At 40.5% G+C, this 24,089-nt stretch carries 23 protein-coding genes and 1 pseudogene; 9 read left to right on the top strand and 15 right to left on the bottom strand.

Going from position 1 to position 24,089, the window contains the following annotated elements; genetic code table 11:
* Positions 1–37: 37 nt before the first annotated feature.
* The 6 genes from C4S54_RS08395 to gap form a co-directional block, all read right to left on the bottom strand.
* Positions 38–1,021, bottom strand: coding sequence for an acyltransferase family protein (locus C4S54_RS08395; RefSeq protein ID WP_103869128.1), 984 nt, complete (start codon positions 1,019–1,021; stop codon positions 38–40).
* 43 nt (positions 1,022–1,064) lie between these two features.
* Positions 1,065–1,565, bottom strand: a complete 501-nt coding sequence (locus tag C4S54_RS08390) for a shikimate kinase (protein ID WP_022773066.1) — start codon at positions 1,563–1,565, stop codon at positions 1,065–1,067.
* 130 nt (positions 1,566–1,695) lie between these two features.
* Positions 1,696–2,481 (bottom strand): histidine phosphatase family protein, encoded by a 786-nt coding sequence (locus C4S54_RS08385; RefSeq protein WP_103869127.1) that lies wholly within the window; start codon positions 2,479–2,481, stop codon positions 1,696–1,698.
* Positions 2,482–2,676: 195 nt separating this feature from the next.
* The gene (tpiA, locus tag C4S54_RS08380; RefSeq protein ID WP_022773064.1) at positions 2,677–3,423 is read right to left on the bottom strand and encodes a triose-phosphate isomerase; all 747 of its coding nucleotides are present in this window, start codon (positions 3,421–3,423) and stop codon (positions 2,677–2,679) included.
* A gap of 27 nt (positions 3,424–3,450) precedes the next feature.
* Positions 3,451–4,689 (bottom strand): phosphoglycerate kinase, encoded by a 1,239-nt coding sequence (locus C4S54_RS08375; RefSeq protein WP_103869126.1) that lies wholly within the window; start codon positions 4,687–4,689, stop codon positions 3,451–3,453.
* A gap of 163 nt (positions 4,690–4,852) precedes the next feature.
* Entirely contained in the window at positions 4,853–5,878 is a 1,026-nt protein-coding gene (gene gap, locus C4S54_RS08370) for a type I glyceraldehyde-3-phosphate dehydrogenase (protein WP_022773061.1), read from the bottom strand.
* 197 nt (positions 5,879–6,075) lie between these two features.
* On the opposite strand from gap, the gene C4S54_RS08365 reads away from it, so the two are divergent.
* The 8 genes from C4S54_RS08365 (at position 6,076) to C4S54_RS08330 (ending at position 11,306) form a co-directional block, all read left to right on the top strand.
* Positions 6,076–6,909: a histidinol-phosphatase HisJ family protein gene (locus C4S54_RS08365; protein ID WP_103869125.1), complete on the top strand. Its 834-nt coding sequence runs from the start codon at positions 6,076–6,078 to the stop codon at positions 6,907–6,909.
* 9 nt (positions 6,910–6,918) lie between these two features.
* Entirely contained in the window at positions 6,919–7,911 is a 993-nt protein-coding gene (locus C4S54_RS08360) for a transglutaminase-like domain-containing protein (RefSeq protein WP_103869124.1), read from the top strand.
* A 10-nt stretch (positions 7,912–7,921) separates the two neighbouring features.
* The gene (locus C4S54_RS08355) at positions 7,922–8,977 is read left to right on the top strand and encodes a type II secretion system F family protein (protein WP_103869123.1); all 1,056 of its coding nucleotides are present in this window, start codon (positions 7,922–7,924) and stop codon (positions 8,975–8,977) included.
* A gap of 4 nt (positions 8,978–8,981) precedes the next feature.
* Positions 8,982–9,323, top strand: coding sequence for a hypothetical protein (locus C4S54_RS08350; RefSeq protein ID WP_103869122.1), 342 nt, complete (start codon positions 8,982–8,984; stop codon positions 9,321–9,323).
* Between the two features lie 13 nt (positions 9,324–9,336).
* Positions 9,337–9,831: a DUF4860 domain-containing protein gene (locus C4S54_RS08345; protein WP_103869121.1), complete on the top strand. Its 495-nt coding sequence runs from the start codon at positions 9,337–9,339 to the stop codon at positions 9,829–9,831.
* Entirely contained in the window at positions 9,832–10,353 is a 522-nt protein-coding gene (locus C4S54_RS08340) for a hypothetical protein (protein WP_022773052.1), read from the top strand.
* A gap of 3 nt (positions 10,354–10,356) precedes the next feature.
* Positions 10,357–10,767 carry a hypothetical protein gene (locus C4S54_RS08335; protein ID WP_103869120.1) on the top strand — a complete coding sequence of 137 codons (411 nt, stop codon included), beginning with the start codon at positions 10,357–10,359 and terminating at the stop codon, positions 10,765–10,767.
* 176 nt (positions 10,768–10,943) lie between these two features.
* Positions 10,944–11,306, top strand: a complete 363-nt coding sequence (locus C4S54_RS08330) for a response regulator (RefSeq protein WP_022773049.1) — start codon at positions 10,944–10,946, stop codon at positions 11,304–11,306.
* 72 nt (positions 11,307–11,378) lie between these two features.
* On the opposite strand, the gene C4S54_RS08325 is transcribed toward C4S54_RS08330, so the two are convergent.
* From C4S54_RS08325 to C4S54_RS08285, 9 genes are all read right to left on the bottom strand, one after another.
* The gene (locus C4S54_RS08325) at positions 11,379–13,319 is read right to left on the bottom strand and encodes an ABC transporter ATP-binding protein (protein WP_103869119.1); all 1,941 of its coding nucleotides are present in this window, start codon (positions 13,317–13,319) and stop codon (positions 11,379–11,381) included.
* 2 nt (positions 13,320–13,321) lie between these two features.
* The gene (locus tag C4S54_RS08320; RefSeq protein WP_103869118.1) at positions 13,322–15,076 is read right to left on the bottom strand and encodes an ABC transporter ATP-binding protein; all 1,755 of its coding nucleotides are present in this window, start codon (positions 15,074–15,076) and stop codon (positions 13,322–13,324) included.
* Between the two features lie 52 nt (positions 15,077–15,128).
* Complete coding sequence (locus C4S54_RS08315; RefSeq protein ID WP_103869117.1) at positions 15,129–15,605, bottom strand: MarR family winged helix-turn-helix transcriptional regulator; 477 nt, start codon at positions 15,603–15,605, stop codon at positions 15,129–15,131.
* A gap of 143 nt (positions 15,606–15,748) precedes the next feature.
* Positions 15,749–17,368: a clostripain-related cysteine peptidase gene (locus C4S54_RS08310; protein WP_103869116.1), complete on the bottom strand. Its 1,620-nt coding sequence runs from the start codon at positions 17,366–17,368 to the stop codon at positions 15,749–15,751.
* 117 nt (positions 17,369–17,485) lie between these two features.
* Positions 17,486–19,192 (bottom strand): phosphoenolpyruvate--protein phosphotransferase, encoded by a 1,707-nt coding sequence (gene ptsP / locus C4S54_RS08305; protein ID WP_103869115.1) that lies wholly within the window; start codon positions 19,190–19,192, stop codon positions 17,486–17,488.
* Positions 19,193–19,244: 52 nt separating this feature from the next.
* Complete coding sequence (locus C4S54_RS08300; RefSeq protein ID WP_022773040.1) at positions 19,245–19,508, bottom strand: HPr family phosphocarrier protein; 264 nt, start codon at positions 19,506–19,508, stop codon at positions 19,245–19,247.
* A 79-nt stretch (positions 19,509–19,587) separates the two neighbouring features.
* Positions 19,588–21,507, bottom strand: coding sequence for a PTS fructose transporter subunit IIABC (locus tag C4S54_RS08295; RefSeq protein ID WP_103869114.1), 1,920 nt, complete (start codon positions 21,505–21,507; stop codon positions 19,588–19,590).
* An 18-nt stretch (positions 21,508–21,525) separates the two neighbouring features.
* On the bottom strand, positions 21,526–22,431 hold the full coding sequence (pfkB, locus tag C4S54_RS08290) for a 1-phosphofructokinase (protein ID WP_022773037.1): 906 nt from the start codon (positions 22,429–22,431) through the stop codon (positions 21,526–21,528).
* 16 nt (positions 22,432–22,447) lie between these two features.
* Positions 22,448–23,194 (bottom strand): DeoR/GlpR family DNA-binding transcription regulator, encoded by a 747-nt coding sequence (locus C4S54_RS08285; protein WP_103869113.1) that lies wholly within the window; start codon positions 23,192–23,194, stop codon positions 22,448–22,450.
* Between the two features lie 324 nt (positions 23,195–23,518).
* On the opposite strand from C4S54_RS08285, the pseudogene fliY reads away from it, so the two are divergent.
* A pseudogene (gene fliY / locus C4S54_RS08280) lies at positions 23,519–24,085 on the top strand (flagellar motor switch phosphatase FliY); the annotation flags it as partial.
* Positions 24,086–24,089: the final 4 nt, after the last annotated feature.

The following is a 24,089-nucleotide window of genomic DNA, read 5'->3' as shown; positions in this document are numbered from 1 at the left end:
CAATATTTTATTATAGCACAGCAAAGCCCTACTTTCCTCAAGTAGGGCTAATATGTAAGTCTTTTTGAATAATGAGCACACCGGATATTTTACTGATAAACCTGTTATAAGCTGTATTTAGTACCTGCAGTGATAAAACAAAGCATATGGCTAGAGACAGCATAGCTGCGGCAGCCACGTTGGCCCAGGTGTTTGAAAAAGATAATACCTTGCTTTGGGCTACAGCCTTGATAACAAAAATGTGGACAAGATAGATACAAAGGCTGTTTTTCCCAAGTATGGTGAAAAAGTATTCCTTTGAGGGCATCAGGCCTATGAGACAAAGCGTGATGATAAGCGATAGCAACATCATGATTATCCTCATCTCTATTCCGGCTGCATTTCCAACCTTTGTCGATGAATACGACTGGATATACTCATACATCTTAACCGGAATGATATGTCTGTAGTAAAACGCTACTGTCAGTGCCATACTTCCGACCAGTGCGCAGGCCATATATAGCTTTTTTATCTTCTCTATCCATCGAAAAGAAAACTTGTATCCTATCAGGAAAAATGTAAAAAAGCACACAGCCCTTGATATAGACATGAATCTGTCAGCCTGCGGACATGTCCCGATGTAAAGTGTAAAAAGAATTGAAAGAGGCACTGCAAACCTTATACCGGCAATCGCTCCCACAGATATTCTCCAGAAACACAGGCACAACAGATACCAGTAAATAAGCTGAGGAAACAAAAAATTAAAAGGTGAATCCACGTGCCAGGGAGAGATTGCAAAAAGCGTGTTAAATATCAGATATGTTACAAGGTATTTGACAACAACTTCTGATACAGAGCTTTTTGATCTGCTGGCAAAATAACCTGAAATAAAAACAAAGGCCGGCATATGGAATGAATAGATAACTGCTCTAATTGCTCCATATGTGCCCTTAACTCCATATAAATATTCCAGTGAATGTCCCAGAACCACCAGAAATATCAACAAAGCCTTTATATTATCAAATTTAAAATCTCTTTTCATAATTTTCCCTTACCTGTCATAATCTAACAGGTAATATATACCATTAGCTGATTGCTGAGAGAATGTCAGCGATCACTTCTTCCATTGTATGAGTTCCTTCATCAATGGTGTAATCAGCATATTTCTCATATAGAGGAGTTCTTTCGTTGTAAAGTGAGACCAAAGACTGCCCCTCTCTCATAACAACTCCGCGCTGCTTAACATCATTTAAGCGCTTTGTGAGGACATCCATAGAGACTTTAAGATACACAACTTTTCCTATATTTTTGTAGTGCTCCATGGCTTCTTTTCCATACACCACACTACCACCGGTGGAAATAACAGTCTTTTCAGTTTCAATTTCAGAATTGATCCTGTTTTCCAGATCCACAAATCCATCTATTCCTTCTGCTTCTATAATCTCAGAGAGCTTTCTTCCGTCTTTCTCCTGGATCACTATATCCGCATCAATAAAGTTATATCCAAGAATCTTCGCAAGAATTACACCTACTGTGCTCTTTCCGGAAGCAGGCATACCTATCAGTATTATATTGTTTTTTTTCATGATCACTCCATTTTTCCAGCCTATTGATAGCAGGTCAAAAGATAAATCTATCTGCCACCACGCATACCAAGTAACTATATCACAATTAAGGCAATTAAACCAACTCGATTGGTCGTAAAATACCTTATTATCAATGTCGTTCGTCCATATTTTCAAACTTTTCACAGAATCTTGCAGAGAATGAAGGTTTTTCACCGCCCATTGATAAATGAGTTGTATCGCCAACCCGAAGTGTCCTGAAAGTTACAATTCCCTTTTCACGCTCCTCAGTTACAACTTCAGTAACTGACGTAGGAGCTGTTGCAAGGAACTGAAGCGGAACAAATGGTGATACGTTCCATAGGTGTGATAACAATACACCGGTTATACCGAAGTGGCAGAAAAAGGCCAGTGTCTTGTCGTTGCCATTATCAGTCTTATATATAAGGCCATCTCTTTTATACCCATGGTCTGAAAGCAGCGCGTCAAAATTTTGTATGACATTATCGTATTTAGTGATCATATCAGATGCCTTTACAAGGTCTGAATCACGCCATCCAATAACATCAAAAAGCTCAGGATGATCACCATAGTATGAAGGAAGCATATCCCACAGAATTCGTTTATGATATATCCCGTTGTTTTCGTCTTTTCTAAGTTCTGTTTTATATGCCCTTTTTGTCTCATCATCAGCAATATTGGCATCAAATTCAGCAGGAAACTCTCTGAGCCAATCACAGGTCGTAGCAGTCAGATTGAGCTCTTTTAACGAGTAATCTGCTGTAGCTCTTGCTCTTCCAAGAGGTGAGACAAAAACTTCATCTATACTTAAGTTTTTAATCTGTTTTGCCAAGAGCTGAGCTTCCACTTTGCCCTTATCTGTTAATCCGTCAATCTCGTAATTTGGGTCTCCGTGCCTTATAAATATCAATTTCATTATTCCATCTCCTATGATATTAAAATAGAATGTCGCTTGCGACATTCTCGCGCCGAGCGCGGTTGCATTTATGCAACATCTTCCAATCGCGCGAGTGCGCTTCCTTAGCGGAGCGATTTTTTATATCATAGGAAGCAATTTCCTATGATATAAAAAAACGGGCATCTGACGGATGCCCGCTTTTTATATCATTTATTAAGCATTAACGATTTTACCGAAGTCTGGCTTAAGTGAAGCTCCACCAATGAGACCACCATCGATGTTCTCCTTAGAAAGAAGCTCAGCAGCGTTGCCAGCGTTCATAGATCCGCCATACTGGATACGAACTTCATCAGCTGTAGCCTGATCATAAAGCTTAGCGATGAGCTTACGGATAAGTCCGCAAACTTCTTCAGCCTGATCTGCTGTAGCTGTCTCGCCTGTTCCGATAGCCCAAATAGGCTCGTATGCGATAACAAGTTTCTTAACCTGATCAGCTGTTACGCCATCAAGATCCCATGTGATCTGTCTCTCGATCCATTCCTTGTATGTGTCAGCCTTACGAAGTGCAAGTGACTCACCACAGCAAAGGATAGGTGTAAGACCTGATGCAAATGCCTTCTTAACCTTCTGGTTAATGAGGATATCGTTCTCACCGAAGATATCTCTTCTCTCTGAGTGTCCGATAATAACATACTCAACACCAGCATCCTTAAGCATAGGAGCTGAAATCTCGCCTGTAAATGCACCGTTGTCTACGATGTAGAAGTTCTCTGCACCTACATGTACGTTTGTACCCTTAACAGCCTCTGCTACAGGTACGATATCGATAGCTGGAACGCAGTAAACTACGTCTACAGCATCATTTTTTACTAAATCTTTAAGCTCAGCAACAAGTGCAACAGCCTCGCTAGGAGTCTTGTTCATCTTCCAGTTGCCTGCAATAATTCTTCTACGTGCCATTGTGTATTCTCCTTTAAGTTGACTTTATTAAGCGCGGTCATCTGCTGCGTATACGCCAGGAAGCTTCTTGCCTTCAAGGAACTCAAGAGAAGCTCCACCACCTGTTGAGATGTGGCTCATCTTGTCTGCAAAACCAAGCTGGTTAACAGCTGCTGCACTATCACCACCACCGATGATTGTTGTAGCTTCTGTCTCAGAAAGTGCCTTAGCAACTTCTTTTGTACCATTTGCAAGAACAGGGTTCTCGAATACGCCCATAGGTCCGTTCCAAACTACTGTCTTAGCAGACTTAACAGCTTCTGAGTAAAGCTCGATAGTCTTAGGTCCGATATCAGCACCTTCCTTGTTTGAAGGAATCTTATCTGAATCAACGATTGTTGTAGCGATTGATGGGTTGTCGATAGGGTTAGGGAACTCATCGATGCAAACTGTGTCGATAGGAAGAAGAAGCTTCTTGCCTGACTTCTCAGCCTTTTCCATCATCTCTTTACAATAGTCGATCTTGCTGTCGTCAAGAAGAGAGTTACCAATCTCATATCCCTTAGCCTTAAGGAATGTGTAAGCCATACCACCACCGATGATAAGTGTATCGCACTTCTCAAGAAGAGTGTTGATAACATTGAGCTTATCAGCAACCTTAGCACCACCAAGGATAGCTACGAAAGGTCTTACAGGATTCTCTACTGCATTTCCAAGGAAGTCAATTTCCTTCTGCATAAGATATCCAACAGCGTTATTTCCGCCTTTTTCTTTGATGTACTTTGTTACAACTGCTACAGAAGCATGTGCTCTGTGAGCTGAACCGAATGCATCACAAACATAATCATCAGCAAGATCAGCAAGCTCTTTTGCAAAAGCCTCACCAGCCTCTTCAGGCTTTGTCTCTTCCTTGCCTCTGAAACGAGTATTCTGAAGAAGAACAACATCTCCCTCTTTCATAGCCTCTACAGCACCTGTTGCTGCAGCGCCTGTTACGTTGTAATCATCAACAAACTTAACGTCCTTGCCAAGCTTCTCTGAAAGTCTCTTAGCTACAGGAGCAAGTGACTCACCCTCGTTAGGGCCATTTTTTACTTTTCCAAGGTGTGAGCAAAGAATAACCTTGCCGCCATCCTTTATAAGCTTTTTGATTGTAGGAAGAGCTGCAACGATTCTTGTCTCGTCTGTGATCTCGCCGTTCTTAAGAGGTACGTTGAAATCGCAACGAACAAGTACGCGTCTGCCCTTTACGTTGATGTCATCAACTGACTTTTTGTTAAGACTCATATTATTTTTCCTCCTGGGATTGTTTTTCAAAGAAAAAAGGGTTCGGTCCTAAGGGACCGGACCCTTTGATAATTGCTCAATGCATTCACAAGGAAGTTCTGCTCTCGCTTACGCTCGCCAGAACTAAGTAGTACACCAAGCTCGAAAAAACCTCGCTAGGTGATTACTTAACGAATTTCTCGAAATATTTAATTGTACGAACCATCTGTGATGTGTATGAGTTCTCGTTGTCATACCATGAAACAACCTGAACTTCATAGAGGCCATCGCCGATTGCTGTAACCATTGTCTGTGTAGCATCGAAGAGTGAACCATATGTCATTCCAACGATATCTGAAGATACGATCTCATCCTCGTTGTATCCGAATGTCTCAGGATCTGAAGCTTTCTTCATAGCTTCGTTGATTGCTTCCTTTGTAAGTTCCTTGTCAGACTTAACAACTGCGAAAAGAAGTGTTGTTGAACCTGTTGGAACAGGAACTCTCTGAGCAGCTCCGATGAGCTTGCCGTTAAGTTCAGGGATAACAAGACCGATAGCCTTTGCAGCACCTGTTGAGTTAGGAACGATGTTAACAGCGCCTGCACGTGCTCTTCTAAGGTCACCCTTTCTCTGTGGTCCGTCAAGGATCATCTGATCACCTGTGTAAGCATGGATTGTAGCCATGATACCAGACTGGATAGGTGCGAAATCGTTAAGAGCCTTAGCCATAGGTGCTAAGCAGTTTGTTGTGCAAGATGCAGCTGAAATGATGTTGTCATCTGCTGTAAGTGTCTCGTGGTTAACGTTATATACGATAGTAGGAAGATCATTTCCTGCAGGAGCAGAAATAACAACCTTCTTTGCACCAGCGTTGATGTGAGCCTGAGCCTTATCCTTTGATGTGTAGAAACCTGTACACTCAAGAACAACGTCTACTCCGATTTCTCCCCAAGGAAGGTTATTAGCATCAGCTTCCTTGTAGATTTTGATTTCCTTACCGTTTACAGTAATGGAATCCTCGCCGTAAGATACCTTATCAGCGTATTTGTACTTGCCCTGTGATGAATCATACTTAAGAAGGTGTGCAAGCATCTTAGGAGCTGTAAGATCGTTGATTGCTACGATCTCTGTTCCTTCGTGCTCAAACATCTGTCTGAATGCAAGACGACCGATACGGCCAAAACCATTGATTGCTACTTTAACTGCCATTTTAAGTTCCTCCTAAAATGAATTATATATTTAGTTGCTGTTACAATATCATATTTGATAAATTTTTATCAGCAACTCTTATTCTAATAAACTTTTATGCATAAATCAAGTAAGATTGTAAAATTTTATGCTAGAATATGCTTAAAAAATACTAAACATGTACTTCTCAATATTGATAACTTTGGAGCAGGGATATTATGAATAAATTACTTCCACCGGACTATCACATGCACACCCACAATTCAGGCGACAGTCAGGCGCCAATGGAAGAGATGATCTTATCTTCTATCAGGCAGGGACTTAGCGAGATCTGTTTCACAGAGCACCTGGACCTGAATTACCCTCTTTTACCGGATCTTCCACCGGACCCATTTATGCTTGATGTTGATGCTTATTATAAAGAATATTCTTACTACAATAATAAATATAAGGACCAGATAACTATCAGATTTGGCGTTGAAGTAGGAATGCAGGATGACTGCGTAAAAGAAAATCTTGAATTTGTCAAAGAGCATGATTTTGATTTCGTTATAGCTTCACAACATCTGTTAGATAAAAGAGACCCTTTCTACAGCGACTTTTGGGAAGCTGATACTGTGGATAATATTTTCAATAAGTATTTTGATGAAACCCTGGAGAACATCACGAAATTCACGGACTTTGACGTTCTTGGGCACCTTGATTATATATCCCGCTATGTTCCCGAGGGCGATGATACCTATTCCTACAAAAGATATAGTGAAAAGATCGATGCGATCCTTGAGCATCTTATAAAGAATGACAAGGGACTGGATCTGAACTCAAAAGTCCTTGCATATGCGGATATGGATCTTTTGCCCAATCCATGCCCTGAAATAATAAAAAGATATAAGGAAATGGGCGGAAAGATAATTACTTTTGGCTCAGATGCCCACACTCCCGACAGAGTTGCGACGCATTTTGATGTCATGACAGATATTGTCAAAGACTGTGGATTCACCGAATACTACACCTTCAAAAAAAGAATCCCCACAGCACACAAACTATTGTAAAATATAATAATGAAGATTAATCGTTTTTTTGATAAAAAAATATTTATAGTTTCAGGCATGATCCTGTTTATTCTTTCAGGGTGTGGAAGCAGTGAAACTGTTTCTGAGTCTCGCACTATTCCCTCTGACTCAAGTTCCGGATCAGAGGAAGTAAGTACAGCTTCTGCTCCTGTAAAGGGCGCCAGGGATAATACTCCTGTTTGCCTTGTTCCTGAAGCGAGCGGAACTGTTACATATGAGAATGAATTTGCTCATCTTGATGCTTCCAACTCTTCTGAAGGATACGTGATCGTCAGATATACCGGCGAATCGCCCAAGGTCAAGCTGCAGATAACAGGACCTGATGAGACTACATATACTTATAATCTAAATTCACAGACTCCCACTGATGAGGTTTTCCCTCTTCAGTCAGGCAATGGTGAATACCTTGTAAATGTTTATGAGAACATAGAAAAGACTCAGTATTCCATGGTCTTTTCCCAGATGGTCGAGGTAAATATTTCCAATGAATTTTCACCTTTTTTATATCCCAATCAATATGTCAATTTCACAAAAGATGATGCGGCTATTTCCAAGGGACAGGAGCTCAGTTATTCCTGCAACAACGACCTGGAAGTTGTCTCATCAGTCTACAACTTTATGATTGACAACATCACCTACGACTACACAGAAGCCGAAACCGTTCAAAGCGGCTATATTCCTGATATTGATGAAGTTCTTTCAACTAAAAAAGGAATCTGTCTTGATTATGCAGTACTTATGAGCAGCATGCTGCGAAGTCAGAGGATCCCTACCAGAATGGAAGTCGGCTACGCAGGAACTGCTTATCACGCATGGATAAGCACCTATATAACAGATGTTGGCTGGGTCAACGGAATCATCGAGTTTGACGGAACAGAGTGGTCACTCATGGATCCAACCTTTGCATCCAATGTCAATGAAAAAGAACTAAAGAGCTTTATTGGAGACGGATCAAATTACTCCGTAAAATACATCTATTAGGGAATGGATTATGAAAACAAAAAGAAAAATCAAACAGCTAAACAGCTACGAAATATCAAGCTTTTGCAGGCAGCTTGCTCTTCTTTTAAGGGCCGGTATTGCTCCCTCTGACAGCATTGAGATACTAACTCAGGACACTGATGACGCTTCCATAAAAGAGATCCTTAGTTCTATCAGTCAGGTCCTAAGGAGCGGCGAAAAATTCCATGTTGCCCTGACTATGAGCGGAGTTTTCCCGGATTATGTCTCTCACATGGTAACGATCGGTGAAGAATCCGGAAACATAGATGTAGTTATGGACTCTCTTGCCGACTACTACGAAAGGGAAGACAGTATACAATCCAGTATAAAAAGTGCCATCAGCTACCCTCTCGTCATGGTATTTATGATGCTTGTGGTTGTGCTGGTACTTGTCTTAAAGGTCCTTCCTATTTTCGAGCAGGTCTTTGCTCAGCTTGGAACTGCAATGAGCGGTTTTTCCCAGTCACTTTTAAGTCTGGGAAATATCCTTAACAGATACTCCTTTATACTCGTAGCGATTCTGGTTCTTTTGGCAATTTTATTTTTCTATATCACTTATACCGTCTCAGGCCGCCAGGCATTCAGAAAATTCATCGGCAGATTCGCACCGACCAAAAAGCTTATGCAAGAGCTTGAAAGCGAGCGTTTTGCAAGCGGAATGGTCCTGACTCTTTCAAGTGGCATGGACACTTTTGAGGGTCTCGCCCTGGTAAAAAAGCTTGTGGAATCAAATGAAATGAAAGAGAAAATCGACAAGTGTAAAGAATTGCTCATTGACGGAAGCTCTTTTCCGGAAGCTCTTTTAGCTTCAAAAATATTCACATCATTCTATGCACAGATGGTGGATGTTGGATTCAAATCCGGATCAATGGATAAGGCAATGAAACAGATTGCTGACAGATTTGAGCGTGAGACCCAGAGAAAGATCTCATCAATAATCTCTATCATAGAACCGACTTTGGTAATAATACTCTCCATAATAGTAGGAATGATCCTTTTATCAGTAATCATGCCGCTTATGGGCATCATGACATCTATAGGATAAGTAAATGACAAACAGGTTTGAAAAGAAAAGCAAAATTTTAAACATATCAGATAGCGTATACAGGGTTCTTTCTGCAGTCATTTTTGCTGCTATTATCCTGTTATTTTACTTTGCTGTTGACGCGTCAGGAAAAAACACTATTGAAAAGCAGCAGGAGTCGCTGGAGAGCGCTTTAGCCAGGGATATTGTGCAGTGCTATGCGATCGAGGGAATGTATCCACCGGATCTGTCATATCTTGAAGATCATTACGGACTTACCTATGACAAAACCACTTTTTTTGTGGATTACCAGCCCATTGCCTCGAATCTTTATCCCGATGTAACAGTCATCAAAATAAACAATTAAGCAGGAAAAACATATGGAATATGTGAAGAACAAACATCATATTGTAGATGTGGCATTCATACTGTGTCTCATGCTTTTATTTATACTGTCTGCTCTTTCCGTTATTTCTTTGGGCGCCGGTATCTACAAAAAGAACGTGGAAACCATGGGAAGCAACTATGATCACAGGACCGCCTGTGCTTATATCACTGAAAAAGTCAGACAATCTGATAACAATGGCGCAATCTTTGTCACAAACCTCTTCGGTCAGAACACTCTTGTTTTGCAAGAGGAAGTCAATGGAACTTTATATAACACTTATATTTATGACTACAACGGATATCTTATGGAGCTTTATGCAAGAGCGGATCTGACAAGCTTCTATCCGCAATCAGGTCAGAAGATCCTAGAAATCCACTCTTTTGATGTTTCCTATGCGTCGGAAGCTCTTTTATCTGTAAATATCGTATTAGCTGATGGCGAGAACGAAGCCGTCTATATAGCCAAAAGAAGCACAGAGGAAAACTAAATGAACCAGAGAAATAATTCAAGAACAAGCCTTTTCCTTATGGAGCTTATAGTTGCAGTTTTTTTCTTTTCACTTTCTGCAGCAGTATGCGTAAAACTTTTTGTAGCATCCCATGAGATGGCTGACAGAACAGTAAATTTAAATCATGCTGTCACATGGTCCCAGTCCCTTGCAGAAAGCTTTGTCAGCGCAAAAGGCGATATACATGAAATCGGAAGATCCTACCCTTCTGCATTTCTTTCAGACAAAAATCTCATAATCTTTTTTGATGATAACTGGGAATACATGGATGGCAATTCAGCAAAAGCTTCTTTTGAGGCAATACTGAGTACCAAAGAGATACCTGCAGGTGAAGCATACTCGGATGTTACAAAATATAATGTAAAGCTCAAAGGAAACGCCATCTGCGGCACAATCAAGATCATAGATGTCAGGAAGCTTTCTGAACCACTTCTTGAAGCCTCTGATGACGATCCAAATGTTATCCACAGCATATCTGTTGACACATACATAGGAGGATAAATAATGGCAGGAAGTCAAAGACCACCGGGCGCCCATGTAGGAAGTGCCTCCATTTTACTTATTTTTACAGTTCTAAGTCTCATATCGTTTGCCTGCCTTTCCCTTGTAAACTCAAGGGCAGACTACACTTTAAGCAATAAGCTTGCAGAACGTGAACGAATATACTATAATGCTTGTCACCAAGGAAATGCTTTTCTTGCGGCAGTAAATTCAGGGTATGATTTAGGAATGGTTGATGGTATAATAAAAGAAAGTATACCAATTACCGATAATCAATCTCTTGATATTACGATAACTACTAATACTGCAAACAATTTGAGCATTTCAAACAATTTCTACAGCATAAAACAGTGGCAAATCGTTATCCACGAGGATTTTGAGTATGATTACTCACTTCCCGTTAAGCAAAACTAATTTAATTGTTAAAATATTTTTCTCAGAGACTTTATCAAATTTTAATTATTTGCATAACGATTTAACGCTTATTTTTAAAATGTTGTGTTACAATAGATTATGTACTGAACTACATTAAATTTTAAAAAGAAATTGTTTTAATTGTCTCATACTAAATTACTTATTGGAGGTTCAATATGGGAAAAAGAATACTCATTACTGATGACGCCGCTTTCATGCGTATGATGCTTAAGGATATCCTTTCCAAGAATGGATATGAGATTGCCGGCGAAGCAGAGAACGGAAAGATCGCAATCGAAAAATATAATGAGTTGAAACCCGACCTTGTAACTCTCGATATCACAATGCCCGAGCTTGATGGTATTGGAGCCCTAAAGGGAATTAAGGCTGCGGATCCTAATGCGGTTTGTATTATGTGCTCTGCTATGGGTCAGCAAGCAATGGTTATAGAATCTATTCAGGCTGGTGCAAAGGACTTCATCGTTAAGCCTTTCCAGGCTGACCGTGTTCTTGAGGCCGTTAAAAAAGCCATCGGATAATAATACTTTTGCGAATTTCAAAAAACCAGTAATGACTGCGTCATTACTGGTTTTTTTGTTCACATTTTTCTTTTATGCAGTTTCCTCTGCCTTATTTCCTGTATAGAGTTGGTAGTAACGCTGCTTCTTGGCAATGAGTTCATCGTGAGTTCCCTGCTCAACGATGCGGCCCTGCTCGAGAACTACGATACAGTCACTGTTTTTGACAGTTGAAAGTCTGTGGGCAATAACAAAGGTAGTTCTGCCCTTCATGAGCTTATCCATACCGTCCTGAACAATTTTCTCTGTTCTTGTATCGATTGATGAAGTAGCTTCATCAAGTATAAGCACCGGCGGGTCTGCAATGGCAGCTCTGGCGATAGCAAGGAGCTGGCGCTGGCCCTGTGAGAGGTTTGCTCCATCACCTGTAAGCATTGTGTCGTACCCTTCAGGAAGTCTTTTAATAAAGCTGTGAGCATTTGCAAGCTTAGCTGCTGCAATTACCTCTTCATCTGTGGCATCAAGCTTTCCATAGCGGATATTGTCGCGCACAGTTCCTGTGAAAAGATGTGTATCCTGCAAAACTATACCAAGTGAACGGCGAAGGTCAGCTTTTTTGATCTTGTTGATATTGATGTTGTCGTATCTGATCTTACCATCCTGAATATCATAAAATCTGTTGATAAGGTTAGTGATTGTTGTCTTTCCTGCACCTGTTGAACCAACAAAGGCAATCTTCTGACCAGGCTTTGCGTGAAGGACGATATCGTGAAGAACCATCTTTTCATCTGTATAACCAAAGTCTACGCCATTAAATGTAACATCACCTTCCATTGGCTGATAGGTTGTAGTGTTGTCAGCCTTGTGATAATGCTTCCAAGCCCAGTGACCTGTGTGATGATCTGCTTCAACAACCTGTCCGTCCTTGATTTCTGCATCAACCAAGGTTACATATCCTTCATCTGTCTCAGGCTTTTCATCAAGAAGTCTGAAAATACGCTCTGCACCTGCAAGTGCCATTATGATTGAGTTAAACTGCATACTTACCTGGTTGATAGGCATTGAGAAGCTCTTATTGAAAGTAAGGAAACTTGCAAGAGCACCAACAGTGAAGCCAACAGCAACTGAATCAGAAAGAGCTATCGCACCACCTATCATGGCGCAGATAACATAACTTGTATTACCAAGCTGAGCATTTATCGGGCCAAGAGCACCGGAAAAGCCGTTAGCCTTAAAGGAACTCTCATAAAGCTGCTGATTGAGCTCATCGAATTTTTCGATTGCTTCCTGCTCATGATTGAATACTTTGATTACCTTCTGACCAGTCATCATCTCTTCAATATAACCATTTAATGAGCCAATGTTCTTCTGCTGAGCCACGAAGTTTTTACCTGAAGCTTTTGTGGCCTTAGCTGAGCAAAACAGCATAATTCCAACCATCAAAAGAGTTATCAGAGTCAATGGAATACTGAGCACAACCATAGAGATCAGAACGCTCACGATTGTGATCGCACTGCTGAGCATCTGTGGAATACTCTGGCTTATCATCTGTCTTAATGTATCAATATCATTGGTGTAGATTGACATGATATCGCCATGGGCATTTGTATCAAAGTACTTTATAGGAAGACTCTCCATGTGGACAAAGAGCTCTTCACGGAGTTTTCTTAGTGTTCCCTGGTTTATGTAGATCATGACCTTTGCCTGAACAAAAGCTGCGATCACACCTACTCCATAGAATATCGCAACTCTTCCCATTGCAGCAAGAAGTGGGCCGTAGTCACTGTTTCCACTGTCAAGCATTGGCTGAATGTAGGAATCAATAAGTGTCTTTGTAAAAAGAGTTCCCTGAACGCTTGAAAATACTGTTAACAGTATGCAAACAAGCACAGTTATCATATGTAAAGGATAGTATTTAAAAACATATCCCATTATTCTTTTAAATAAAGCACCGGGGTTTTGTACCTTAGGTCTTGGCATTCCACGTCTGTTTCCACCACCGGGACCTGCTTTTATCTGTTTTGTTTCTGCCATCTTCATACCTCTCTATTTTCATCAAAATCTGCGTCGCCGCTCATTCCGGTCTGTGACTCATATACTTCCCTGTAAATATTATTGGACTTAAGAAGTTCATCGTGTGTTCCAAATCCGTTCACCTTACCATCGTCCATGACAATTATTCTGTCACATCCTTGAACTGAGCTTATACGCTGAGCAATGATAAGCTTTGTTGTTCCTGGTATTTCCTCTGCAAAAGCTTTTCTTATCTTGGCATCTGTAGCCGTATCAACAGCACTTGTTGAATCATCAAGGATAAGGATCCTTGGTTTCTTTAAAAGAGCTCTTGCAATACAAAGTCTCTGTCTCTGTCCGCCGGAAACATTGGTGCCGCCCTGCTCAATTTCTGTGTTATAGCCCTGAGGCATCTTCTCTATAAATTCGTCAGCACAGGCCATTTTACAGGCTCTCTGGCATTCTTCCAAAGTTGCGTCCTTATTGCCCCACCTGAGGTTATCAAGAATTGTTCCTGAGAACAGCACATTCTTTTGAAGTACTACAGAAACCTGATCTCTTAAAGTCTCAAGATCATAATCTCTTACATCGATTCCGCCGACCTTCACAGAACCGCCTGTGACATCATAAAGTCTGCTTATAAGGTTTACCAAAGAAGATTTCGCAGAACCTGTTCCTCCGATGATACCTATTGTCTCGCCGGACTTTATCTCCAGATTTATGTCTTTAAGCACAGGCTCTTCTGAAGTCTGGTTATATGCAAAGTTTACATGGTCAAAAGAAATACTTCCGTCCGGAACATTTTTAATGGCCTTGTCATTATTTGTGATATTTGTTTTTTCTTCGATAACTTCTGCGATTCGCTTACCACTTGCTTGAGCCATAGTGAGCATAACAAAGATCATAGCAAGCATCATGAGGTTCATGAGGATTGTCATGCAGTAGGTCAAAAGACTCATCAGATTACCTGTTGTGAGGCTTCCGCCAACTATCATATGTGCGCCGAGCCAGCTGATAAGAAGAATGCATACATAAACTGTTCCAGTCATGATAGGGCTCATGAAAACAACGTTGGATTCTGCTTTTACGAACATATTGTAAATATTTAGAGCAGCTTTTTTGAACTTATTGTTCTCGTAATCTTCTCTTACATAAGCCTTTACTACTCTGATGGCTGATACATTTTCCTGAACACTCTCATTTAGAGCATCATACTTTTCAAATACTTCTTTGAAATATTTAGTTGCCCTGTTCATGATAAATACCATGATAACTGAAAGAATAGTCACAGCAACCAGATATATAGAAGCAAGCTCAGCATTTATAGTAAATGCTGCGATCATGGCAATAATAAGAGATGAAGGTGCTCTCATAGCCATTCTGAGTGTCATCATATAGGCATTCTGGATGTTTGTTACATCTGTTGTAAGTCTTGTTACAAGACCTGAAGTTGAGAACTTGTCTATATTCGAGAATGAAAATGACTGAATATTATCGAACATAGCCTTTCTTAAGTTTCTGGCAAAACCAGCTGATGCCTTAGCTCCGAAATAAGCTCCGCCAAGACCGGCAATAAGTCCCAATATTGCGATCACGATCATCATGCCGCCTGTTCTAAAGATAAGTGCCATATCGCCGCCATATATACCTAAGTCGACGATTCTGGCCATCAGGATCGGAATTACCATTTCGCAGATAACTTCTCCGATCATACAAATCGGAGTCATTATGGAAGGAAATTTAAATTCCTTTATTTCTTTTAGTAATGTCTTAACCATATAACTCTCCCTTTATAAAATAATTAGGGTAAAAAACCCTATAATTAACATCTCATCTGGTATTTATCGAACCCATATTATCTATGACTTTATCCAAAAGCTTTCTTAAGGCTGCAATCTCATCCTCTGTCATTCCATTAACCAGATAATAGTCAGTGTTTTTTCTTCGTTCCCTTCGTTTATCAACAAATTCAAGACCCTTTTCTGACAGAGTAACATTTCGGCACCTGCGATTGTCAGGGTCTGTCACGTTTGTGATCATGCCCTTTTCTTCCAGCCTCTTCAAAAGACCTATCGTAGTTGGATGCTTAATATGAAGAGCTTCAGAAATATCCTTCTGAGTTACTTTTTTATCCTTGTGCTCATCCAGGTACGAGATCACCATAACCTGAGAAAAAGTAATATCATCTTCCTTAAGCTCTCTATTGAACATTGCAACAAAGCCCTCATGGATAAGCTTGAACTTAAAGCCTATGGGCTCATGCTCGCGATCTCTAAAAAACTCATTTTGTTCGTCTGTGCAGCTCATTTATCCCTCTCTTTTCAGTGCTTTTCAACGGAATGATTTTTCCGCAAAAAGAAAACATGTAGTTAGCTACATGTTATATAATACGTAGCTAGCTACATGTTGTCAATAAGTCAAAACCAACTTCATAAAAATTTCATATTTACTTATTCCTCTACTTCAAACCAGTCATCCTGATCTTCATCGTAGTAGTAGTATTTGTCCTCATATTCATCGTAATAGAACAGAGTATTGGTCTCGTCATCATATAGATAGAGGACATCTCCTTCATACATGTACCAGATTTTTTCTTCGTGATCATATACCCAGTCATTTTCATAATCATCGCCATCAAAGAAATACTGCCCCGAGCCACCACTGCTGTAGTTAAAACCATAATCGCTTTCGTAGGATCCCCAACCGCTCCAACCATCCTCAAAACCACCATAATCGTAGTAGTCATCATATCCGTCACTTGAAACAAATGATCCCAGCCATTCGATATACTCATTGTCTAAAGATATGCCTTTAAAGACATCTTTCAACTTATCATAAAAGTCAGAGTCTCCATAGGGCAGCGAAACCGAGAGTCCTGTAAGCTCATTTTTGTCTGATGTGTGCCCGTAATATGCCACAGAAGCCTTAAGTACAGACATAAGCTTTTTGGCCTCATCACTGTTGTTATCCACACTTTCCATAAGGGCCAGTATGTCGCTTATGTAATAATCTGAAAGAGTTACATCGCTACCATCAGATCCCCAAAAATCCCATTCCTCAATCGCTCTTCCTTTAGCCTTATGGTTTCTACTATAATTCTTGTCAAGAAGCTTATATTCATTTTTATATGCATAATTTTTCCAGGCATTGAATAGATCTGTGGCAACCGATACGTTAAAAAGAGCAAGACAGGCTGAATCACCGCCATCTTCATTTTCGTTGTCTGTTATTATGTCATCAATAATATATTTTCCCAAAAGAGGTGTTGCCATTCCCGGATTTTCTTCAAAAGACTTCATCCACCTGCTGTAGTTCCAACCAAGTCCTGATTCAAAATCCTCTGAAAGGAGAGCATATTTGCAATAAGGCGAAAGGGCGTAACAGGTTTCCATGCTGGCCATAATACAGCAGTCCATTCCGATCATGTCAAATTGAATGTCACTGTTTTCGGAAAAAGCTTTTGCCATCTCATCAATGGTGAGACTGTCTTCTTCATCCTGCCACTCATCATAACCAAATCCATAAACCGGGCCGCCGCCATGATTCCAAAATACAAAAAGATATCTGTCAGCAGGATACTTTGTTTTACAAAAGCCCACAAATTCCGATAACGTATCTTTTGCTGTGCAGTCAAGCTGTCCCAGATTATCTCTCACCAAAACAAGATTTCCGTTATCTACTTTGTATGTCTGTGCCGTTTGTGAAGATATCCCAAAGCCATGCCACTTTTTTGTCCCCATGGTCTGAATAATGACATTTACATTATTCCCTATGCCAGAGGTAAGCATCTCCTCTATATCTTCACATGCCTCCCCCGCCTCTGACTCAAGGTCTGATCCATTCATGTAGATCATTATTGTGGCTGATTTTGCGTCAGTATCCACTGATACCACATCGATATCAGCATAAGGATTCGTGTAACTGCTTTCCTGTGGCTGTTCTGTCAAATCATTACCTGTCTGTACCGTCTCAGGACTTTCATCATCCGTAGGTATTAGCATGATAACAATAAACAAGATCCCCAGTATTGCCAGAAGTATCAGTATAGTTTTCCCTATCTTTTTAAGCATTAAGTCCTCCCCTTTTTCCCAACGCAACTAAAAAACTGCCAGAATACGCTCTGTATCCCGGCAGTTTTATTTTACCATATGTTTATATTATCTAATTATATAAATAATCTGATACGATCATTCTTTTGCAGACTCTTTTAAAAGAGCTGCGATTTCTTTCTCGTTATCAAGGGCCATGACTTTCTCAGCCAGTTTATCGGCCTCTTCCTTGCTCCACTTAGAGATAACACATCTGGCAGTAAGAACAAGAACAGGATTAACGCTGAATTCTGTAAGTCCAAATGATATAAGAAGAGGAATCAGCATAGGATCAGCTGCAGCCTCACCACACATTCCTACAGGAATTCCTGCCTTTCTTCCACATTCTATGATGTTCTTTATTGAACGAAGCACAGATGGCTGGAAGGTTGAATAAAGGTATGCAACATCAGCATTTCCTCTGTCAACGCTCATTGTGTACTGAGTAAGGTCATTAGTTCCGATTGAGAAGAAATCTGCTTCTTTTGCAAGAATATCAGCTATAAGTGATGCAGCAGGAGTTTCGATCATGCAGCCCACTTCAATATCCTTGTCATAGGCAATTCCCTGCTCATCGAAATCCTTTTTAATCTCTTCTACCAGCTCTTTTACCGCTCTAAGTTCATCAACGCAGGTTACAAGTGGAATCATGATCTTAACTTTACCAAATGCACTTGCTCTGACTATTGCACGGAGCTGGATCATATAGCTGTCCTTATTACCAAGACAATATCTTACAGCTCTGTATCCAAGGAATGGATTTTCTTCTTTTTTCATGTTGAGATAAGGTATATCTTTATCTCCACCGATGTCCAGAGTTCTGATGATCACAGGCTTTCCACCCATGGTCTCAGCTGCCTCTTTATAAGCAGCAAACTGCTCATCTTCAGTAGGCATATGATTGTTATCCATAAACAAAAACTCTGAACGGAAAAGACCTATTCCTTCACCGTCACATTCAATGGCCTTTTTAGCATCCTTTGGAGTACCAATGTTACAGAAAAGTTCAACAGTGTCGCCATCAAGAGTCTTAGTCTCTTTTCCAAAGAATCCCTTGAGCTCAGACTGTTTTTTGATGAACTCTTCTCTCTTTAAAATGTACTGTGAAAGTACGTCTCCCTCAGGATTAATATATACATTGCCCTCTGTACCATCTACTATTGCAGTGTCTTTATCCTTAACAAGCTTTGTAATATCAGGAACAGAAAGAACTGCCGGTATTTCCAACGCCCTTGCCAAAATAGCTGAATGAGAAGTCTTTCCACCAACCTCTGTGAGAATACCAACAACGTTTTCCTTGTTGATCTGAGATGTCATTGATGGAGTGAGGTCCTTAGCCACAAGAACTGTTCCCGGAGCCACCTTACTTATATCTATGTCCTTTATACCAAGGAGAATTTTGAGCATAGAGATCTTAACATCGCTAATGTCTGAAGCTCTCTGACGCATCATGTCATCGTCCATCTTTGAGAACATGCCAATAAACATGTCACAAACTGCTTCTACAGCAGACTCGGCACACTGGCCTGAATCGATCATTTTGGTCATCTCTCCGGCCATGGAAGGATCGGAAATCATAACTATATGGCCCTCGAGGATTTCAGCTTCTTTGGGACCAATCTTTTTCCTGATGTCTTCAGCCTGAGCAGTTGTTTCGGTTATGAATTCCTCTACAGCTTTATTAAAACGTTCTTTTTCAGCTTGTATATCTTCAATCTTTTTCGCTTCAAATTTAAGATCGTGCTCAACAATAACGCAGACACTTCCGATTCCTATACCGCGTGATGCGGCGATTCCTTTATACATGCGTACCTCCTATTGAAGTTCTGCTCTCGGATCTTCAATCCTCGCCAGAACGTCAGTCTCCTAAACCACTCTCAACAAGTTCAACGGCCTTCTTTAAAGCTTCTGCTTCATCAGGACCATCGCACTGGATCTCGATCTCAGCACCGCACTTGATGCAAGCGCTCATAAGCATCATAACGCTCTTAGCATCATAAGCTGTTCCGTTGAAAACAACCTTAACGTCGCTGCTAAAAGGAGTTACTGTCTGACAAAAAAGACTTGCCGGACGCATGTGCATTCCCTGTTCATTTGTTACTTTTACTACCTGTGATACCATTTTTTAAATCCTTTCTAAAATGAAAACCTGATGTACAGCCACTTAAAGAAGCGGCTGTACATCATCAATTTGTGTTATATCAGTCTTCAATGTTCTTTTTAAGAAGACCAAGCATAAAGCATCCTGCAACAGATCCAATCAAAAGAGCTACAAGATACATTGCTACGTTACCAACTACAGGGAATACGAAGATTCCACCGTGAGGTGCTCTAAGTGTGCACTTAAATGCCATTGAAAGAGCTCCGGCAACACCTGAACCAACCATAAGAGATGGGATTACTCTGATAGGATCAGCTGCTGCAAATGGGATAGCACCCTCTGTGATGAAGCAAAGACCCATGATAAAGTTAACAGGTCCTGACTTTCTCTCTGCTGGAGTGAACTTATTCTTAAAGAAAATAGTAGCAAGCGCGATTGCAATTGGAGGAACCATACCACCAACCATGATTGCAGCCATGATCATATGACCTGTCTCATTCTGGTTAGCAAGACTTGCAAGTCCAAATGCGTAAGCAGCCTTATTAAGAGGGCCACCCATATCTGTTGCCATCATTGCTCCAAGGAGGATACCAAGAACTACCATAGAACCTGTTCCCATTCCTTCAAGAAGAGCTGTTATCCATGCGTTAAGAGCACCAACGATAGGGTTGATCGCACACATAACAATACCGATGATGAAGATACCGCAAAGAGGATAGATAAGTACAGGTTTGATACCTTCAAGTGCCTGTGGAAGTTTCTCACAGATCCTTTCCATGAAGCGTACAAGGTAACCAGCTGCAAAACCAGCAACCAAAGCGCCAAGGAAAGCTGAAGGAACATCTCCGCCAGGTGAAACGAAAGTAGCACCTGTGCTTGCAAGTGCACCACCTACGAAACCAACTGCAAGACCTGGACGGTCTGCAATACTCTGTGCAATAAATCCGGCAAGAATTGGAAGCATAAATCCAAATGCTGTACCACCAATTGACTTAAACCATGCAGCTACAGGAGTGTTGCTACCAAAGTTACTTGGGTCAATTGAGAAATCATCCAAAAGGAAAGCGATAGCGATAAGGATACCACCACCAATAACGAATGGAAGCATATGTGATACACCATTCATAAGGTGCTTGTAAGCCTGACGACCTGCTGATTCATTAGTAGCTTCTGATGAAGCTGAGATCTTTCCTGAGTGATGATAAATTGAAACATCCCCGTCAGTTGCCTTCTTAATGAGGTTTTCAGGGTTATGTATAGCTTCTTTAGTAGATGTGATGATAACAGGCTTTCCATTGAATCTGCCCATATCAATATTCTTATCACATGCTACGATAACTGCGTCTGCTTCTTCGATCTCTTTTGCAGTAAGAACATCTTTTGCTCCGGCTGAACCGTCTTTTTCAACCTTGATATCAATTCCAAGCTCTTTTGCCTTAAGCTCTAAAGCTTCAGCTGCCATAAATGTATGTGCGATACCTGTAGGACAAGCTGTTACACCAACAAGCTTCTTTACAGAAGGCTTTGCTGCAGGTGCAGCCTTTGCGCTTGTCTCTTTGTCTTTTTCTGCTTCCTTATCGTCGATTACTTTAAGGAATTCATCAGCTGTTTTTGCTTCAACAAGCTTTTTAGCAAATGACTGGTCCATAAGAAGAGTCATGAGCTTTGAAAGAACTTCCAAGTGTGTATCAGCTGCTGTATCAGGTGCAGCGATCATGAAGAAAAGATTACTTGGGTTTCCATCAAGTGATTTGTAATCAATTCCGCTTGGAATTGTGATAGCTGTAAGTCCTGCTGTCTTTACTGCTGCTGACTTTCCATGAGGAACAGCAATTCCCATACCAATTGCAGTTGACCCCTTCTCTTCACGCGCAAGAATTGCTTCTTTAAATGCTGCTGCATCATTAAGATTACCAACCTTTGAATGCAGGTCGATGAGTGCATCAATCGCGCTTTCCCTGTCAGTAGCAGGGCAATTCAAGAGTATACCCTCTTTCTTTAGTAAATCTGTGATTTTCATAGTCCCTCCTTGTATGCCTTATAGGCTATTATATAGTTCGTGTATTGCTTCTCCTGTTGCCAGATCGTCTGAAAAAGCTGTGGCGCTTCCAGCAGCAGTACCCATTTTGAGAGCCTCTTCGTAGCTCCCTTTATTTAGATATCCGGCAATGAAACCAGCGACCATTGAATCGCCTGCTCCTACCGAATTTCTAACCTTCCCCTTTGGAACACCTACGCGGTATTTCTCACCGGTCTCAGTAATGAGCATTGAACCGTCACCAGCCATAGAAATAAGAACATTTCTGGCGCCCATCTCCTGAAGTTTTCTAGCATGTTCCTCAATCTCATCATCGGTCTTAAGAACCGTTCCAAACATCTCACCAAGTTCGTGATTGTTTGGCTTTATTAAAAATGGATGATACTTAAGGACGTTCTTTAAAAGGTCCTTTGTGGCATCAACAACAACTTCGATCTTTTTATCGCAGACAAAAGAAATAATTCTTTCGTAAACATCGCTTGGAAGTGAATTTGGAATACTTCCTGCAAGAATAAGGATGTCGCCATCCTTAAGCTCTTTTATCTGGGAGAAAAGCTTGTCCAGAGCATCTGCCGGAATCTTGGGACCCTGAGCATTTATCTCTGTTTCAGCCTGTCCTTTTATCTTTACATTGATTCTTGAGATTCCATCGCTCAGCTTTATGAAGTCAGCTTTAATTCCTCTCTCATTTACACTCTTTTCGATTGCTTCTCCGGTGAAACCTGCAACGAATCCAAGAGCTGTATTGTCTATTCCTAAGTTCTTAAGAATAGTTGATACATTGATTCCCTTTCCACCAAAGTAACATTCTTCAGAATCTGAGCGGTTTGTCATTCCAGGTAAAAGAGAATCGCTCATTCTGACTACATAATCAATTGCCGGATTAAAAGTAACCGTATAGATCATGTGTTTCCTCCTTACTTCATACAACCTTCACGATTGTTTTACTACTATAGTTCTTACTGGGCTCTTTATCCGTTATAATGCAGCAGCTTGTTATGTCTGCAAAAGTAACTGAACTAACCTGACCAAACTTGGTATGATCTGCCAGAACATAGGAGATATACGCATGTTTGACAGCTTCCTGTTTTACCAGGGCTTCATCCACATCAGGAGTTGTAAAGCCTGCCGGGATTGAAATGCCGTTTGTTCCCATAAAAGCCTTGGTGAAATGATATTTACTGATGCCCTCGATACAATCAGGACCGATGATCGCTTCTGTTGAAGCCTTGCATCTTCCACCGATGATCATGGTATTAAGGCCTTTTTCCAAAAGCTTCTTGGCATGTACAATTCCGTTTGTAATGTACTTGGCCTTGCTGTTTTCTATATACTTGATCATCTCAAGTGTCGTTGTTCCTGAATCTATATAAACAAAGTCATCATCATATATTAAAGATGCTGCATATTTACTTATCGCATCTTTTTCTTCCCTGTTAAGGGAGGCCTTAGCTGATACCGGCGGCTCAAAAGTTGTCACATCACCGGACATAACAGATGTTGCACCACCGAACACCTTAAGTATCTTTTTTTCATCATGAAGGACAGAAAGATCACGACGAATCGTAGCAGCGGAAGCATCAAATTTCTCCATAAGCTCTGCTACTGTAACTGCATTGTTATCATTAATATATGAAACTATAAGATCACGACGCTCTTGTGTAAGCATATTGCCCTCTTTGTTTTTTATTGAGTAAATAATACCATCACACTCAATCAATTTCAATCAATATTAATCACAATTAATCACCGACAATATTGTATGATACTCACAAAATAAGCACAAACGATCATAATGTGTAATTTTTGTGACCAAATCTGAGCAAATACTTTCACTTCTTATATTATAAACTAAAGGTTATAAATATATTCTTAAAAAAGAATAAACCTTAAGGTTATTACGTAAATCTTCCTTTACAAAAATGTAGTAAATAAACTAAAATATTAGTAGATTTCATATTAAATCATGGAGGTAACTGTCTTGGAAGGAATGAGCTTAACTAATGAGCAGGTTGATATCTTAGGTGAGATTGCCAATATAAGCATGGGAAATTCCGCTACCACTCTGAGCATGATGGTAAATAAAAAGGTAGATATCACTACCCCGAATGTTAAAGTCATTAAGAGGAGTGAAGCCCTTGATGACTACGAAAAGACCTGTATATTCGTGCAGATTCATTATGTAAAAGGTCTGCAGGGCAATAACGTGCTCGTTTTGAAAGAACACGATGTCAAAGTCATGACCGACCTTATGATGGGCGGCGATGGAACAAATACCTCAGGTGAGATTACAGAACTTCATCTATCAGCTGCATCAGAAGCAATGAACCAGATGATGGGTACCAGTGCCACAAGCCTGTCCTCTATGCTTGGAATTGCAACTGATATAAGTACTCCTATCGTCAATCAGATTGACGTAGAGAGCATAAAAGTTTTTGAAAAAATGTTTGATACTACCTACGATAAATTTGTTAAAATAGCATTTAGGATGACGATAGGTGACCTTATTGATTCCGTTATGGTACAATTATATCCGGTACAGTTTGCTGAGGATATGTGCCAAA

The organism is Butyrivibrio sp. Su6, from assembly GCF_900108105.1.
Lineage (GTDB): Bacteria > Bacillota > Clostridia > Lachnospirales > Lachnospiraceae > Butyrivibrio.
Note: the sequence above shows the minus strand (reverse complement) of the source record. Positions and strands in the feature narration are given on the sequence as shown.